The sequence below is a fragment of the Nonomuraea sp. NPDC050547 genome (genome assembly GCF_044457345.1).
In the GTDB taxonomy this organism is placed as follows: domain Bacteria; phylum Actinomycetota; class Actinomycetes; order Streptosporangiales; family Streptosporangiaceae; genus Nonomuraea.
Genome location: NZ_JBITGW010000022.1, coordinates 1 through 15,084, shown reverse-complemented (window position 1 = coordinate 15,084; position 15,084 = coordinate 1). Strand labels below are relative to the sequence as shown.

Below are 15,084 nucleotides of genomic sequence, written 5' to 3'. Positions count from 1 at the left end.
CATGGACATTACGGTCTGGCTGAGCGGCCTGATGGCCCTCGCCGGAGTGGGGTTGGGCGGCCTGCTGTCGTCCAGGGCGCAGGATCGGGCCTGGAAGCGCGAGGAACGACGACGCTGGCAGGACGCGCGCCGCGCGAGGTATGGGGAGTTCGTGGCCGCGGTCAGGGAGTATCGGTCGTACGTGTCCGGGCCGGACACCGCGGTGGAGGTGTGGACGCACCCGGACGGAAAGCGTCTCATCCCCGCTCTGGGCCCAGGGGGCGCTGAACATCAGACGAAGATGGAGGCGGCCTTCACCGCGGTCCAGCTGGTGGCGCGAGACCAGGAGACGGTGAACAAGGCGCATCTCCTCGCCGGCATCGCGCGCCGTGTGGCCGTCGCCCGCGTCGTCCACGGTCCGGGCAAGGTGCCGAGCGATCTGGATGAGAGCCTGTTCACCGCGGAGCGCGATTTCCTCAACTCCGCGCGCCGCGACCTGGGCCTCCCCGATATGGGCGAATTTCCCTTCCCTGAGGTCCTCACCGACATCGACGACACCCTGAGACAGGCGTACCGCCACCCATAGGGATGCCCTGCGAATCACCGGCCGTCGGCGCTCCAGCGTTCGGCGCTCTCGTCGTCCGAGGGGAAGAACGCCTCGATGCGGAGTTCCTGCGCCGTGACGTCGACCGGGGTGCCGACGGTGGAGACGACCGAAAAGAACCGCACGACTCCGCCGCCGAGCCGGAAGTGCACGTCGACGACCGGAATGGGAGCCGGCATCGCCCGCGGCGCCGCGATGAGCGCCTCGACCTCGGTACGCGACCGCAGCTCCCGCACCAGCTCGGCGGTAGCCAGGTCGAGCACCCCGCCCACCGCCTCGCGCCGCGCGCGTTCGAGCAGGGCGGGCACGACCTGGTCCCAGTTGGCGACGGCGTCGCGGATCGGGCCGGGTTCGATGATCAGCCGCAGCACGTTGGCGTCCTCGGGGATCGGCGCGGGCGCGAAGAGCGTCCCGAACAGGCGCGCCGCACCCTGGTTGGCGCGCACCAGGTTCCAGCCGCGATCCAGCACGACGGCGGGCAGCGGGTCGTGCCGGTCGAGCATCTGGCCGACGGCGGCCGCGACCTGCCGCAGCGCCGTGTCGTCGAGCCCACTGTGCGCGAAGAGCGGAGCGAACCCGGCCGCCAGGAGCATCCCGTTGCGGTCGCGCAGCGGGACGTCCAGCGCGCCCGCCAGCCTGAGCACCATCTCCCGGCTCGGATTCGAGCGGCCGGTCTCCAGGAAACTCATGTGCCGCGGGGTCGTCATCGCGGCCGAGGCGAGATCGAGCTGGCTCATCGCGCGTACCCGACGCCAGTAGCGCACCAGGGTGCCGAAGGACGACTCCATGGGCCGACCCTACGGCCGGCGGGCGCGCGCGGCCCTTCCCCGCGAGGGAATGGCGACCGGACTCCCGCCCGGAGGAAGGTTCACCCATGAACCTTCCGATCCTCACTCCCGAGACCGCTCCGGCCGAGTCCCGGCCGATCCTCGACGGCATCGAGGCCGACCTCGGCTTCGTCCCCAACCTCGCCGCCACGATCGCGGCAAGCCCCACTCTCCTGGCGGGCTTCGACGGGCTGCGCCGCGCCGTCGGCGACGGCTCCTTCGACCCGGTACGCCGGGAGGTCGCCGGGGTCGCGGTAGGCGTCGCCGTGGGCAACGCCTACGGCGTCGCCTTCCACTCGACCGTGCTGGGCCACTTGGGCGTCGGTCAGGACGACATCGAGGCGATGCGGCGCGGCGCCGAACCGCGCGAGGAGGTCCACGCCGCCGTCTACGCCTTCGCCAGGGCCTTGGTGATCGACCGCGGCGCCGTACAGGAAGCGGTCGTACGGCGGGCCACGGCCGCCGGGCTCGGACCGGCCGACCTGCTGCAGGTGGTCACCGAGTGCGCGTTCGCCACGCTGGTCGGCCTGGTCGACAACCTCGCCGGACGGGTCGAGCTGGACAAGCCCCTGCTCCCGCAGGCATGGAAGTAGGTTCTGGGAGCACCTCCGTGCCGCTGACGACCCTCCCGTCAGCCCTGTCGTTCCAGGGCCACCTGCTCACGAACCGCGGGCACCACCTGCTCGGCGAAGCGCGTGAGTTGCTCCCGCTGATCGCCCTCCGGCCAGAAGACGAACGCGTCGATGCCGTGACCGACCGCCAGATCCGTCAGCTCGTCCACCCACTGCGAGACCGGCCCCTTGAGAAACCCCTCCGCCGCGCCGCCGGTGATGGTCCCGCCCGCGTTGTAGACACGCCGGATGCCGGAGGGTTCGCGCCCCGCCGCCCGCGCCGCCTCGTCGACGCGGGCGCTCATCTCGGGCAGTCGGTCCGGCGTCGCCCACCCCGACGACGGCACCCACCCGTCGGCCAGCCGCCCCGTCAGCGCGAGCGCCTTCGGCCCGCCCGAACCCACCCAGATGCCGATGTCGTGCGCGGGCACAGGTCCCGTCTGGGCGCCGCGCAGGTGGTAGTGCTCGCCTTCGAAGCGCTGGCTGCGCTCGCCGCTCCAGACGGCCCTGATCACCGTGATCGCCTCCTCCAGCGCGCCGAGCGCCTGCTTGGGTGTACGGCGCTGCCCGCCGTACGCCTCGATCGCGTCCCAGAAGGACCCGGCCCCAAGCCCGAGCTCCACCCGGCCGCCGCTCAGCAGGTCGAGGCTCGCCGCCGCCTTGGCCAGCACGGCGGGGTGGCGCAACGGCAGGTTCGCCACGTCGGGGAAGACCGTGATCCGCTCCGTCTTGGCCGCGATGACGCTGAGCAGGGTCCAGGTGTCCACGTACCGGCGCTGGTAGGGATGGTCCTGCACGCCGATCAGGTCGAGGCCGAGCCGGTCGGCGAGCTGCGCGTACTCAATGAGGGGATCGGCGCTGTTCGGCACCAGGAAATACCCGAAGTCCGTCATGACTCTGAGTATGGGACTACTCATGCGCCCGGCCGGGGGCGGGCTCACCGTGGCCTCATGGACGCCATGTCACAGACCCGGGCAGCGGCGGCGCGATACGCGAGCAAGCGGGATGACCGCGCGCGCATCCAGCGCCGCCGGGAGCAGACCGGGCAACGCATCGTGGACGACGCCGACCAGGTGACCGCCAGGGCAGAGCGGCTCGTCCAGCGCGGAACCGTCTCCGTCGCCACCGTGGAACGCCTCTCGGAGCAGAGCCCCGACCGCCTGCTCGAACGCATCGTCGGCGTCTCCGCCGACTTCCAGCCCGCCAACTTCCTGGCCAGGGGAGCGCGGGCCATCACCTCCGTGGGCCGCATCACCCAAGGCTCCAACGGCCGTGCCATCCCCGTCGGGACGGGATTCCTGGTCGCCCCCTCGCTGCTGCTCACCAACAACCACGTGCTGCCCGACCAGGACAGCGCGGGCGAGGCCGAGGTCGAGTTCGGCGCCGAGATGAGCATCGACAACGACCCGCCCGCCTGGACCCGCTTCCGCCTCGACCCGTCGGCGGCGTTCGTCACCGACGAGGACCTCGACTACACGCTCGTCCGCGTCGTCCCCGCCGCCGACGGCAGGAGCGCCGGCGACCTGTACGGCTGGAACCGCCTGATGGCCCGCCAGGGCAAGATCGTCACCGGCGAGCCGGTCAACCTCGTCGGCCACCCCAACGGCCGGCTCAAGGAGATCACCATCCGCCGCAACGAGCTGACCATGCAGCTCGACCACTTCCTCCACTACAGCGCCGACACCGAACCGGGCAGCTCCGGCTCCCCGGTCTTCAACGACCAGTGGGAGGTCGTCGCCCTCCACCACTCCGGCGTCCCCGGCGAGGACGGCGCCTGGATCGCCAACGAGGGCATCCGCGTCAGCTCCATCCTGTCCGGCCTGCCCGCCGGCCTGCTGTCCGAGCTGGGCGCCGCCCCGCCCGCCGCGGAGTCGATAGCGCCGGTACGGCAGGCCGGCGCGCCGGCCCGCCCCTCCGCCTTCGGTGGCACCCGCCACCTCGTCTTCCTCCACGGCCGGGGCCAGACGGGCCGAGACCCCCAGACCATGCGCCGCGAGTGGATCGCCGGACTCAACAAGGGCCTCACCCTCGCCGGCCTGCCGACCGTGGAACCCGCAGACGTGTGGTTCCCCTTCTACGGCGACACCCTCACCGAGCCGAGGGAATCCTTGACCCCCGCCGCCCCGACCACCCGCGTCGTCTACGAGCAGCTCATCGGCGAGGCCGCCGCGCTCGCCGGCCGCCCCGCCGACGGCCGCCGCGAGGGCCTGCTGACCGGCGTCCAGGGCGCCCTGTCCTGGCTGGCCTCCGCCACGAACCTCGACCACCTCCTGATCGCCGCCGTCTTCCGCGACGTGGCCGCCTATCTCGACGACTCCTCGGTACGGCAGGCCGTACTGGCCAGTGTCGAACGCACCCTGCCGTCCTCCGGCCAGGTGGTCCTCGTCGCCCACAGCCTCGGCACCGTCGTCGCCATGGACCTGCTCACCCGCCTGCCCGCCGCGCTGGAGGTCCCGCTCCTGGTGACCCTGGGCAGCCCGCTGGGCCTGGACGCCGTCCAGGGACGCCTGCTGTCGGGCGGCCCGCACCGCCCCGACCGGGTCGGCCAGTGGCTCAACGTCTGGTCCCAGTCGGACCCGGTGAGCATCGGCTGCCCGCTGGAGGACGACTGGAAGGGGCAGGTGGACGAACGCGCCGTCGACAACCCGCTCCAACGCTCGCACGACGTGGCCGAGTACCTGTCCCACCCGCACGTGGCCAGAGCCCTGCTACGTCACCTCACGTAGGGCCCTCTTCGAGCAAGGCAGGATGCCGCAGGTCGTCCACCTTGACCGCGACGTCCGCCGCCCGCACCGGAGCGACCTCCCGCTCGTACCGCTCATAGGCGGGCAGCCGCCACCGCTCCTCCACGGCGGTGCGCCGTTCCAGCGCCGCCGCCGACATCCACAGATGCACGCTCAGCTCGGCCGCCAGCCCCCGGCCGAGCAGCAGCGTCCCGTCCAGCACCACCACCCCGCCCGGGCCCACGTTCTGGTACGGCACGCGAAACGCCCGGTCGGCGACGCTGTCCCAGAGCCGGGGGAGCACCTGGCCGGAGCCGTTGAAGACCTCCCTGGCGATGGCCTTCACATCCAGCCAGTCGTCGTAGAAGGCGTCGGGGTCGGTCCTGCCGTATTCGAGCCGGAGCGAGGCGGGCCGCAGAAAGTCCCAGGCCGACACCCTGACCACCGGCCGCCCCAGCACACGAAGCGGCTCCGCCAGCGCGTCGGCGTAGCCGTCCGGCCGGGCGGCGGGCGCCCCGTCCACGATCACCCGCGCGGGCGCGTCCCGGGGCAACTCCCCGATGCGCTGAACCAGCTCCTCGACCAGCGATTCCGGCGAAATCGGTCGCACCCCCATGCCACGACCCTAGTGGCCGCGCCCGCCGGCTCCCGAGCCCTCGATCCCGCCCGAGGTCCGGAACGGCGAAAGGCCGGGCTGGGCCCGGCCTTTCGCAGGTGGAGCGGACGACGGGAATCGAACCCGCGTAGCTAGTTTGGAAGACTAGGGCTCTACCATTGAGCTACGTCCGCGCGAGCCGGTCCAAGTCTGGTCTAGACTTCATCCGGCGTCAGGGCGTAAGCGTACCGGAGTCTCGGGGAGCTTGCGCACCGGGCGCGGCGGGGCGTGGCGCAGCTTGGTAGCGCGCTTGCTTTGGGAGCAAGAAGTCGCAGGTTCAAATCCTGTCGCCCCGACTTGCGGGAAACAGCACGAAGGCCGCTCACCGGAAACGGGAGCGGCCTTCGTCAGGATGTGAACCAGGGATCAGGGTTCGGTGCGAAACAGGGCCCAGACGGCCTTGCCGCCCCTGGCCAGCGGGTCCCAGCCCCAGCACTGGCTGTAGGTCTCGACGATGTAGAGGCCGCGGCCGTTCTCCGAGATGAAGTCGGGCTCCTTGCGGGTGGGCACCTCGTCGCTCGGGTCGGCCACCGCCAGCAGTACGTGGGGGGCGACGCGCATCAGCAGCAGGGTGAGCCCGGTGTGGCCGCGGGTGTAGCGGACGGCGTTGGTGACGAGTTCGGAGACCACCAGCGCGGCGTCGTCGCTCAGTTCGGCCAGTCCCCAGTTGTGCAGGGTGTCGCGGGTGACGTCACGCGCGGTCTTGACCGAATCGGCCTGAAAGGGGAGCGGACACGAGGTGGTGTACGGATGGGCTCGGCTGAGCAGGCTGTCGAAGCCGACCTCGCGTGTGATCTGCAGGCAGTCGGCAGTGGCCAGGGGGTCCTCCACCATCCCGCCGCTACCTCCCGCTTGCCCATCGGTTAGTGCATGTTTGGCCCAATATGCACTAGGCCATCATGGGTCACGACGCGCGTAGCTGCAAGACCCAAATGCACGTGCATGTGCAATGTGCAACCGCATGGGCGCTTCGGCCGGATATGCCGAACCGGACACCGGGTTGAGACCTTGTCATACCCGGCGGAGGGATGTCACTGTGTGTCCGGACGTATTGGAGGCAGTGTGACGCAGAACCAGCCGGGTTCCGGACCTACGGCGCTGCGCATCCTCCTCGGCTCCCAGCTCCGCAGGCTGAGGGAGGGCAAAGGCGTCACGCGCGAGGAGGCCGGCCACCTGATCAGGGGCTCGGAATCCAAGATCAGCCGGATGGAGCTCGGCCGCGTCGGCTTCAAGGAGCGCGACGTGGCCGACCTGCTGACCCTGTACGGCGTCAGCGACAACCAGGCCCGTGCCGCCGTCCTCGACCTCGTGAGCACGGCCAACGAGCCCGGCTGGTGGCACCGCTTCAACGACATCCTGCCCTCGTGGTTCCAGGCGTACGTCGGGCTGGAGGAGGCCGCCGAGCGCATCAGGACGTACGAGGTGCAGTTCGTCCCGGGGCTGCTGCAGACGAAGGAATACGCCAAGGCGGTGGTCACCGCCGGTTCGGCCGGCATCAGCGCCGAGGAGATCTCCCGCCGCGTCGACGTGCGGCTCGAACGGCAGCGCGTCCTCGACCGCCCCGACGGCCCGGTCTTCTGGGCGGTGATCGACGAGGCGGCGCTGCGCCGTCCCATCGGCGGCGCCGAGGTCATGCGGGCCCAGCTGGAGCACCTCATCGAGCAGATGCGCCAGCCCAACATCACCGTCCAGGTGATGCCCTTCGACTTCGGCGGGCACAGCGCCGAGGGCGGCGCGTTCAGCATCCTGCGCTTCCCCGACCGCGAGCTGCCCGACGTGGTCTACGTGGAACAACTCGCCAGCGCCCTCTACCTCGACAAGCGAGAGGACGTCGACCGCTACACCGAGGTCATGGAGCGCCTGTGCGCCGTCAGCACCACCCCGGACGAGACGGTGGAGCTGCTGCGTACGATCGCCGACGAGTTCTGAGCGCCGTCGCGTCGTTGTTGGGTACGCATCTGCCCTAGACTGGCCAACGGCGTTGGATCCCGCCGTAGCGGAGCATGCCCGGCGCCGCTCATGTGGGCGCGGCGCGTGAGCCGTACCGAATGGACGCGCCCGCGCATCACTCGAAGCTTGATCAAGGAGACCACCCCGTGAAGACCGCTGTCGAGGAGCTCAGCCCGACCAGGGTGAAGCTCACTGTCGAGGTGCCGTTCGAAGAGCTGCGCCCGAGCCTGGATGCGGCATACAAGAAGGTCGCGCAGCAGGTCCGCGTGCCCGGCTTCCGTCCTGGCAAGGTGCCGGCCCGCATCATCGAGCAGCGCTTCGGCCGCGCGGTGGTGCTGGAGGAGACCCTCAACGACGCGGTGCCCAAGCTCTACGGCCAGGCTGTCGACGAGGTCGACGTCTTCCCGGTCAGCCAGCCCGACATCGAGGTCACGAAGATCGAGGACGGCGAGCAGATCGAGTTCACCGCCGAGGTCGACATCCGCCCCAACTTCGACGTCCCCGACTACGCGGGCACCGAGGTCACCGTCGACGCGGCCACGGTCTCCGACGAGGACATCGACGGGCAGCTCGACGGCCTGCGCCAGCGCTTCGCGACGCTGACCGGCGTCGAGCGCGCGGCCGCCGACGGCGACTTCGTCGTCATGGACCTGCGCGCCGAGATCGACGGCAACAACATCGAGGAGCAGCAGGCCAACGAGGTCTCCTACGAGGTCGGCGCCGGCTCCGTGCTCCAGGGCCTCGACGAGGCGCTCGTGGGCATGTCCGCGGGCGAGGAGAAGACCTTCGGCACCGAGCTGGTCGGCGGCGACAACGCCGGCGAGCAGGCTGACGTGATCATCACCGTCAAGTCGGTCAAGGAGAAGGTGCTGCCCGAGCTCGACGACGAGTTCGCGCAGCTCGCCAGCGAGTTCGACACGCTGGAGGAGCTCAAGGACAGCATCCGCGAGACCGCCCGCCGCAACAAGCTGGTCGACCAGGTCGTCCAGGCGCGCGAGAACGCCCTCGACGCCCTGCTGGAGAAGATCGACATCCCGATCCCCGACAGCGCGCTCAAGGCCGAGGTCGACTCCCGCAAGCACAACCTCGACCACCAGATCGCCGAGTCCGGCCTCAGCCGCGACGCCTTCTTCCGTCTGTACCAGACGACGGAGGAGGAGCGCTTCGCCGAGTTCGACACCAACTCCGCGAAGGCCATCAAGACCGGCTTCGTCCTCGACAAGATCGTCAAGGCGGAGGAGCTGGGCGTCTCCGAGCAGGAGCTGACCAACTTCGTCGTCCGCCGCGCCATGCAGATGGGCGTCCAGCCCAACCAGCTGGCCCAGCACCTCGCCGACAACGACCAGCTGACGCTGGCCATGGTCGAGATCGTCCGCGACAAGGCCAAGGCCGTCGTGGGTGACGCCGCCAAGATCGTCGACTCCGAGGGCGCCGAGATCGACCTCAAGGCCATCTACACCGAGATCAACGGTGAAGAGGTCGTCGAGGAGCCGGCCGACGCGCCGGTCGAGGAGAAGGCCGACGCCTGATCCCAAGGCTCACGAAAGCCCCCAGCCGTCATGGTTGGGGGCTTTCGCCGTTCCGGGCCCGCGGGGCGGCCCGGAGGGACGCAGGAGGGCGCCGGGCGGCGGGAGGGTGGACGGTGGGCTCGGCGCCCTTCGGGCGGGCTCAGGGTGGGGCACGGAGACCGGTCAAGAGTGCGTCGTAACGGCGGGAACCACGTCCGACGTGAGAAGCGCCCGCAGATCGGGAGCAACTTAGCTGAAGTGGGCGGCGCTGAGCCGGCTGCGCCGTAAAGTATGGGCATCCAACCACCTGCGCCGACAGCGAACAGGTGGGGAGACGGGGCATGACCGCTAGCCGGGGCGCGTTAAGGTCACAAGCAAAGCCAATCGTTACGACGCATCGGAAGGTGAAGCTGTGACCAGCCCGCCGACCTTCAATCAGCCCGAGTCGCGAGGCCGTGAGAACGGCTCGTCCTTCCGGCTTGAGGACCAGCTTTACCAGCGCCTGCTGCGTGAGCGCATCATTGTGCTCGGGCAGGAGGTCAACGACGAGATCGCCAACCGCATTTGTGCGGAGCTCCTGTTGCTCGCGGCCGACGACCCGGACCGCGACATCTGGCTCTACATCAACTCGCCTGGCGGCTCGGTGACCGCCGGTATGGCGATATACGACATGATGGAGTACGTGCCGAACGACGTCGCGACGGTGGCGATGGGCCTGGCCGCTTCCATGGGCCAGTTCCTGCTGTCGGCCGGCGCCAGGGGCAAGCGCTACGCGCTGCCGCACGCGCGCATCATGATGCACCAGCCTTCCGGTGGCATCGGCGGCACCGCCGCCGACATCGCCATCCAGGCGGAGCAGATGCTCTATGTGAAGAAGACGCTGGCCGAGCGGATCGCCGCGCACACCGGCCAGACGCTGGAGCAGATCGAGTCCGACTCCGACCGAGACCGGTGGTTCACGGCCGAGGAGGCCAAGGACTACGGCTTCATCGACCAGGTCGTGCGCAACGCACGGCAGGTGCCCTCCGCGGGCGCCGTCTCCTAGGGGGAGCTGAAGTGAACATCCAGAGCCGCTACGTTCTCCCCTCCTTCGTCGAGCGCACCTCTTACGGCGTGAAGGAGATGAACCCGTACAACAAGCTCTTCGAGGACAGGATCATCTTCCTCGGCGTGCAGATCGACGACGCGTCGGCCAATGACGTCATGGCCCAGTTGCTGACGCTGGAGTCGCTTGACCCCGACCGGGACATCAGCATCTACATCAACTCGCCGGGTGGCTCCTTCACCGCGATGACGGCGATTTACGACACGATGCAGTACGTCCGGCCGGAGATCTCGACCATCTGCCTCGGTCAGGCCGCCTCGGCCGCCGCGGTGTTGCTCGCGGGCGGCACGCCGGGCAAGCGCCTGGCGCTGCCCAACGCGCGCATCCTGATCCACCAGCCCTCCACCGAGGGCGGCGGCCAGGCCAGCGACATCGAGGTCCAGGCCCGCGAGATCCTTCGCATGCGCACTCTGCTCGAGGAGATGGTGGCGAAGCACTCCGGCAAGGAGCCCGCCGAGGTCCGCCGCGACATTGAACGCGACAAAATTCTCAACGCGGAAGAGGCAAAGGCGTATGGTCTGATCGATGACATCATCCCGACCAGGAAGAAGCGGGCACAGGCCGTAGCTTCCTGATGTGATGTGAGGCACCGGAGCGCTGCCCAATAGGGCACGTTCCGGTGCGACTCGCCGCTAGGGGGCTCACTGAGGGCCCAGAAGACGGTAACGTCGAAACCTGAGCGGTTCGGCCAAGTCCGGAGGAAGTCCGGAAACACTGCTCTTGGGAGCAGGGCGGTCCCACGCAAAGGAGTATCTGGGGTGGCACGCATCGGCGACGGGGGAGACCTGCTGAAGTGCTCTTTCTGCGGGAAGAGCCAGAAGCAAGTCAAGAAGCTCATCGCCGGTCCCGGCGTATACATCTGCGATGAGTGCATCGATCTCTGCAACGAGATCATCGAGGAGGAGCTCTCCGAGTCCTCCGAACTCAAGTGGGACAATCTGCCGAAGCCGAGGGAGATCTACGAGTTCCTCGACGCCTACGTCATCGGTCAGGACCAGGCGAAGAAGGCCCTCTCGGTGGCGGTCTACAACCACTACAAGCGGGTGCAGTCCGGCGACCGCGGCAGAGACGAGGGCATAGAGCTCTCGAAGTCCAACATCCTGCTGCTCGGGCCCACGGGCTCCGGCAAGACCCTGCTGGCGCAGACGTTGGCCAAGATGCTCAACGTGCCGTTCGCCATCGCCGACGCCACCGCGCTGACCGAGGCGGGTTATGTCGGCGAGGACGTCGAGAACATCCTGCTCAAGCTGATCCAGGCCGCTGACTACGACGTCAAGAAGGCCGAGACCGGCATCATCTACATCGACGAGGTCGACAAGATCGCCCGCAAGAGCGAAAATCCGTCGATCACCCGCGACGTCTCCGGTGAGGGCGTGCAGCAGGCGCTGCTGAAGATACTGGAGGGGACCACAGCCTCGGTTCCTCCGCAGGGCGGCCGCAAGCACCCGCACCAGGAGTTCATCCAGATCGACACCACCAACGTGCTGTTCATCTGCGGTGGCGCCTTCGCCGGCCTCGAGAAGATCATCGAGTCGCGCATCGGCAAGAAGGGCATCGGCTTCAACGCCATCATCCGCTCGAAGGAAGAGGTCGACACCGTCGACATCTTCGGCGACGTGATGCCCGAGGACCTGCTGAAGTTCGGCATGATCCCCGAGTTCGTCGGCCGCCTGCCGGTCATCACCAGCGTGCACAACCTCGACCGCGAGGCGCTCATCCAGATCCTCACCGAGCCGCGCAACGCGCTGGTGAAGCAGTACCGCAAGCTGTTCGAGATCGACGGCGTCGAGCTGGAGTTCACCGACGACGCGCTGGAGGCCATCGCCGACCAGGCGATCCTGCGCGGCACCGGCGCCCGAGGCCTGCGCGCGATCCTCGAAGAGGTCCTGCTGTCGGTCATGTACGAAGTGCCCTCCCGCCAGGACGTCGCCCGGGTGGTCATCACCCGCGAGTCCGTGCTGGAGCACGCGATCCCGACGCTGGTCCCGCGTGACCAGCTCGCCAAGCAGCAGCGTCCGCCGCGCGAGAAGTCGGCCTAGCCCTTTCAAGCACGACGAAGCGCCCCGCCGGTCGGTGGGGCGCTTCTCCATGTGGAGACGATCCCGTCAACGGCGGCACTAAACTTGGCCGCGTGACAACGCCAGAGCTGCCTACCCAGTACACCCCGGCCGACGTCGAGACCCGGAGCTACTCACGCTGGGAATCCGAAGGCTACTTCCGCGCCGATCCGGGCAGCTCCCGCGAGCCGTACTCCATCGTCCTGCCCCCGCCGAACGTGACCGGCGTGCTGCACATCGGCCACGCGCTCGACCACTCCATCCAGGACGCGCTGACGCGCCGCGCGCGGATGCGCGGCAAGGAAGCGCTGTGGGTGCCCGGCATGGACCACGCGGGCATCGCCACCCAGAACGTCGTCGAGCGCAAGCTCGGCGCGGAGGGTCTGTCCCGGCACGACCTCGGCCGCCAGGCCTTCGTGGAGAAGGTCTGGCAGTGGAAGGAGGAGTCCGGCGGTGCGATCCTCGGCCAGATGCGGCGGCTCGGCGACAGCGTCGACTGGTCCCGCGAGCGGTTCACGATGGACGAGGGCCTGTCGCGCGCCGTCCAGACGATCTTCAAGCGGCTCTTCGACGACGGGCTGATCTACCGCGCCGAGCGCATCATCAACTGGTGCGTGCGCTGTCACACCGCGCTGTCCGACATCGAGGTCGAGCACAGCGAGGACGACGGCGAGCTCGTCTCCATCCGCTATTCCGACGAGGTCGTCGTCGCCACGACGCGCGCCGAGACGATGCTCGGCGACACCGCCGTCGCGGTCAATCCCGCCGACGAGCGCTACACCCACCTGGTCGGCACGTACGTGGAGCTGCCGCTGACCGGGCGGCGCATCCCGATCGTCGCCGACGAGCACGTCGATCCGGCCTTCGGCACCGGCGCGGTCAAGGTCACCCCCGCCCACGACCCCAACGACTTCGAGATCGGCCGCCGCCACTCGCTGCCGTCGCTGACCGTCATGGACGAGCACGGCGTCATCACCGCCCACGGTCCGTTCCAGGGGCTCGACCGGTTCGAGGCGCGGCCCGCCGTGGTGGCCGCCCTGCGCGCGGAAGGCCGCATCGTCGCCGACAAGCGCCCCTACGTGCACTCGGTCGGACACTGCTCGCGGTGCAAGACCGTGGTCGAGCCGCGGCTGTCGCTGCAGTGGTTCGTCAACGTGGGGCCGCTGGCCAAGGAGGCCGGTGACGCGGTGCGCGACGGGCGTACCCGCATTCATCCGCCGGAGCTGGCCAAGCGCTACTTCGACTGGGTCGACGACATGCACGACTGGTGCATCTCCCGTCAGCTGTGGTGGGGTCACCGCATTCCGGTCTGGTACGGCCCGGCCGGCGAAGTCGTCTGCGTGGGCCCGGACGAGCAGCCGCCGACCGGGTATGTCCAGGATCCTGATGTGCTGGACACCTGGTTCTCCTCGGCGCTCTGGCCGTTCTCGACGCTGGGCTGGCCGGAGAAGACCGCGGACCTGGCCCGCTTCTACCCGACATCGGTGCTGGTGACGGGGTACGACATCCTGTTCTTCTGGGTCGCCAGGATGATGATGTTCGGCCTCTACGCCATGGACGGGCAGCCGCCGTTCCAGGTGGTCGCCCTGCACGGCATGGTGCGCGACCAGTACGGCAAGAAGATGTCCAAGTCCTTCGGGAACGTGGTGGATCCGCTCGACTGGATCGACCGTTTCGGCGCCGACGCGACCCGCTTCACGCTGTTGCGCGGTGCCAACCCCGGCGCCGACGTGGCGGTCAGCGAGGAGTGGGCGGCCGGCTCGCGCAACTTCTGCAACAAGATCTGGAACGCCACGCGGTTCGCGCTGATGAACGGCGCCACGGTCGGGGAGCTCCCGGCCGACCTGACCGCGGCCGACCGGTGGATCCTGTCCCGGCTTCAGCACACGATCGAGGCGGCCGATGCCGCGTTCGAGGAGTTCGAGTTCGCCAAGGTCTCCGACCTGCTGTACCACTTCGCGTGGGACGAGGTCTGCGACTGGTACCTGGAGCTGGCGAAGATCCAGATCGCCGAGGGCCGCACGGGAACCCGCCTGGTCCTGGGCCATGTGTTCGACGCGTTGCTGCGGCTGCTGCACCCGCTGGTCCCGTTCGTCACCGAGGAGTTGTGGCAGGCGGTCACCGGCGGCACGTCGGTGATGGTGGCGCGGTGGCCGGTCGCGGACCCGCGCTATCGCGATCCGGCGGCGGAAGCCGAGATCACCGCGCTCCAGGAGCTGGTGACCGAGGTGCGCCGCTTCCGCTCCGACCAGGGACTCAAGCCGGGCCAGCGGGTCGCCGCACGTCTCGGTCTCTCCGGTACGGCTCTCGCGGCGCAGGAAGGCGCGATCCGGTCGCTGCTGCGGCTGGAGGAGCCCGGTGACGGGTTCTCCGCCACCGCGCGGTTCGCGGTGACCGGGGTGAGCGTCGAGATCGACACCGCCGGCGCCATCGACGTGGTCGCCGAGCGCAAGCGCCTGGAGAAGGATCTGGCCGTGGCGCGCAAGGAGGCCGCCCAGGTGTCGGCCAAGCTGGGCAACGAGCAGTTCATGGCCAAGGCTCCCGAGGACGTGGTGGCCAAGGTCAGGGCACGTGCGACGCAGTCCGGCGAGGACATCGCGCGCCTGGAGGCACAGCTCGCGGCCCTGCCGGCTGGGTGATGTTTGGCGGTAACGCATGGAGGGAAGACTCATTCGTTACCGGGAAGTTGGACGTTGTACCTGCGTTGTGCTGCTACAGTTTTCAACGCAGGGCGAGCACGCCCCGATGAGCCTCCGGGTTCGGAGCTCATCGGAACGCTGCTAGGCTCTGAACCATCCCAACGACTGATCCGGATTTTCGGCTGTGTCCGCTTGATTGGACAAGGGCCGGATGTTGGAGTAAGTTAGCGGGGTTGCCTCAAATCCACCCAGATGGCCAGTTTGACAGGGTCATCCGGATCTGGTAAAATAGAGGCAGACGAAATGTGCGCCTCTCGCAGTACCGGGGAGTACGCGTCCGTTTCTTGAGAACTCAACAGTGTGTTAAAAGCCAGTGCATGAAGTATTTCATGCAACACCTCGTCTGGAATATGATGAGTTTTTGCT

At 68.8% G+C, this 15,084-nt stretch carries 14 protein-coding genes and 2 tRNA genes; 10 read left to right on the top strand and 6 right to left on the bottom strand.

What is annotated here, in order from left to right; genetic code table 11:
- The first annotated feature begins 1 nt into the window (after position 1).
- On the top strand, positions 2 to 565 hold the full coding sequence (locus ACIBHY_RS43280; protein ID WP_397255270.1) for a hypothetical protein: 564 nt from the start codon (positions 2 to 4) through the stop codon (positions 563 to 565).
- 14 nt (positions 566 to 579) lie between these two features.
- On the opposite strand, the gene ACIBHY_RS43275 is transcribed toward ACIBHY_RS43280, so the two are convergent.
- The gene (locus ACIBHY_RS43275) at positions 580 to 1,371 is read right to left on the bottom strand and encodes a helix-turn-helix domain-containing protein (RefSeq protein ID WP_397255272.1); all 792 of its coding nucleotides are present in this window, start codon (positions 1,369 to 1,371) and stop codon (positions 580 to 582) included.
- 86 nt (positions 1,372 to 1,457) lie between these two features.
- Here ACIBHY_RS43275 and ACIBHY_RS43270 point away from each other — a divergent pair, with 86 nt between their 5' ends.
- A complete protein-coding gene (locus ACIBHY_RS43270; RefSeq protein WP_397309768.1) occupies positions 1,458 to 2,003 on the top strand; it encodes a carboxymuconolactone decarboxylase family protein in 546 nt (181 codons plus the stop codon).
- A gap of 38 nt (positions 2,004 to 2,041) precedes the next feature.
- Here ACIBHY_RS43270 and ACIBHY_RS43265 read toward each other — a convergent pair whose 3' ends face one another.
- Positions 2,042 to 2,914, bottom strand: coding sequence for an LLM class flavin-dependent oxidoreductase (locus ACIBHY_RS43265; RefSeq protein ID WP_397255276.1), 873 nt, complete (start codon positions 2,912 to 2,914; stop codon positions 2,042 to 2,044).
- 57 nt (positions 2,915 to 2,971) lie between these two features.
- Here ACIBHY_RS43265 and ACIBHY_RS43260 point away from each other — a divergent pair, with 57 nt between their 5' ends.
- The gene (locus tag ACIBHY_RS43260; protein ID WP_397255278.1) at positions 2,972 to 4,747 is read left to right on the top strand and encodes a trypsin-like peptidase domain-containing protein; all 1,776 of its coding nucleotides are present in this window, start codon (positions 2,972 to 2,974) and stop codon (positions 4,745 to 4,747) included.
- Here the strand turns inward: ACIBHY_RS43260 and ACIBHY_RS43255 are convergent.
- Together ACIBHY_RS43255 and ACIBHY_RS43250 are read right to left on the bottom strand one after the other, a co-directional pair.
- A complete protein-coding gene (locus ACIBHY_RS43255; protein ID WP_397255280.1) occupies positions 4,740 to 5,360 on the bottom strand; it encodes a uridine kinase in 621 nt (206 codons plus the stop codon). The two genes, ACIBHY_RS43260 and ACIBHY_RS43255, sit on opposite strands and share 8 nt — an antisense overlap.
- A 99-nt stretch (positions 5,361 to 5,459) precedes the next feature.
- Positions 5,460 to 5,533 (bottom strand) — tRNA-Gly (locus tag ACIBHY_RS43250).
- 88 nt (positions 5,534 to 5,621) lie between these two features.
- On the opposite strand from ACIBHY_RS43250, the gene ACIBHY_RS43245 reads away from it, so the two are divergent.
- Positions 5,622 to 5,695, top strand: a tRNA-Pro gene (locus ACIBHY_RS43245).
- Between the two features lie 70 nt (positions 5,696 to 5,765).
- Here the strand turns inward: ACIBHY_RS43245 and ACIBHY_RS43240 are convergent.
- Complete coding sequence (locus ACIBHY_RS43240; protein WP_397108005.1) at positions 5,766 to 6,233, bottom strand: ATP-binding protein; 468 nt, start codon at positions 6,231 to 6,233, stop codon at positions 5,766 to 5,768.
- Between the two features lie 228 nt (positions 6,234 to 6,461).
- Here ACIBHY_RS43240 and ACIBHY_RS43235 point away from each other — a divergent pair, with 228 nt between their 5' ends.
- The 6 genes from ACIBHY_RS43235 to ACIBHY_RS43210 all read left to right on the top strand — a co-directional run bounded on the left by ACIBHY_RS43235 (position 6,462) and on the right by ACIBHY_RS43210 (position 14,658).
- Positions 6,462 to 7,328: a helix-turn-helix domain-containing protein gene (locus ACIBHY_RS43235; protein ID WP_379627737.1), complete on the top strand. Its 867-nt coding sequence runs from the start codon at positions 6,462 to 6,464 to the stop codon at positions 7,326 to 7,328.
- 167 nt (positions 7,329 to 7,495) lie between these two features.
- Positions 7,496 to 8,878: a trigger factor gene (gene tig, locus ACIBHY_RS43230; protein ID WP_397309767.1), complete on the top strand. Its 1,383-nt coding sequence runs from the start codon at positions 7,496 to 7,498 to the stop codon at positions 8,876 to 8,878.
- Between the two features lie 391 nt (positions 8,879 to 9,269).
- Positions 9,270 to 9,902 carry a ClpP family protease gene (locus ACIBHY_RS43225; RefSeq protein ID WP_184976093.1) on the top strand — a complete coding sequence of 211 codons (633 nt, stop codon included), beginning with the start codon at positions 9,270 to 9,272 and terminating at the stop codon, positions 9,900 to 9,902.
- An 11-nt stretch (positions 9,903 to 9,913) separates the two neighbouring features.
- Positions 9,914 to 10,537, top strand: a complete 624-nt coding sequence (locus ACIBHY_RS43220; protein WP_184976096.1) for an ATP-dependent Clp protease proteolytic subunit — start codon at positions 9,914 to 9,916, stop codon at positions 10,535 to 10,537.
- A gap of 183 nt (positions 10,538 to 10,720) precedes the next feature.
- A complete protein-coding gene (gene clpX / locus ACIBHY_RS43215) occupies positions 10,721 to 12,001 on the top strand; it encodes an ATP-dependent Clp protease ATP-binding subunit ClpX (RefSeq protein ID WP_184976099.1) in 1,281 nt (426 codons plus the stop codon).
- 92 nt (positions 12,002 to 12,093) lie between these two features.
- Complete coding sequence (locus ACIBHY_RS43210) at positions 12,094 to 14,658, top strand: valine--tRNA ligase (RefSeq protein ID WP_397309766.1); 2,565 nt, start codon at positions 12,094 to 12,096, stop codon at positions 14,656 to 14,658.
- Positions 14,659 to 14,882: 224 nt separating this feature from the next.
- On the opposite strand, the gene ACIBHY_RS43205 is transcribed toward ACIBHY_RS43210, so the two are convergent.
- The coding region (locus tag ACIBHY_RS43205) for a hypothetical protein (RefSeq protein WP_397309765.1) at positions 14,883 to 15,084 on the bottom strand (202 nt) is incomplete at its 5' end.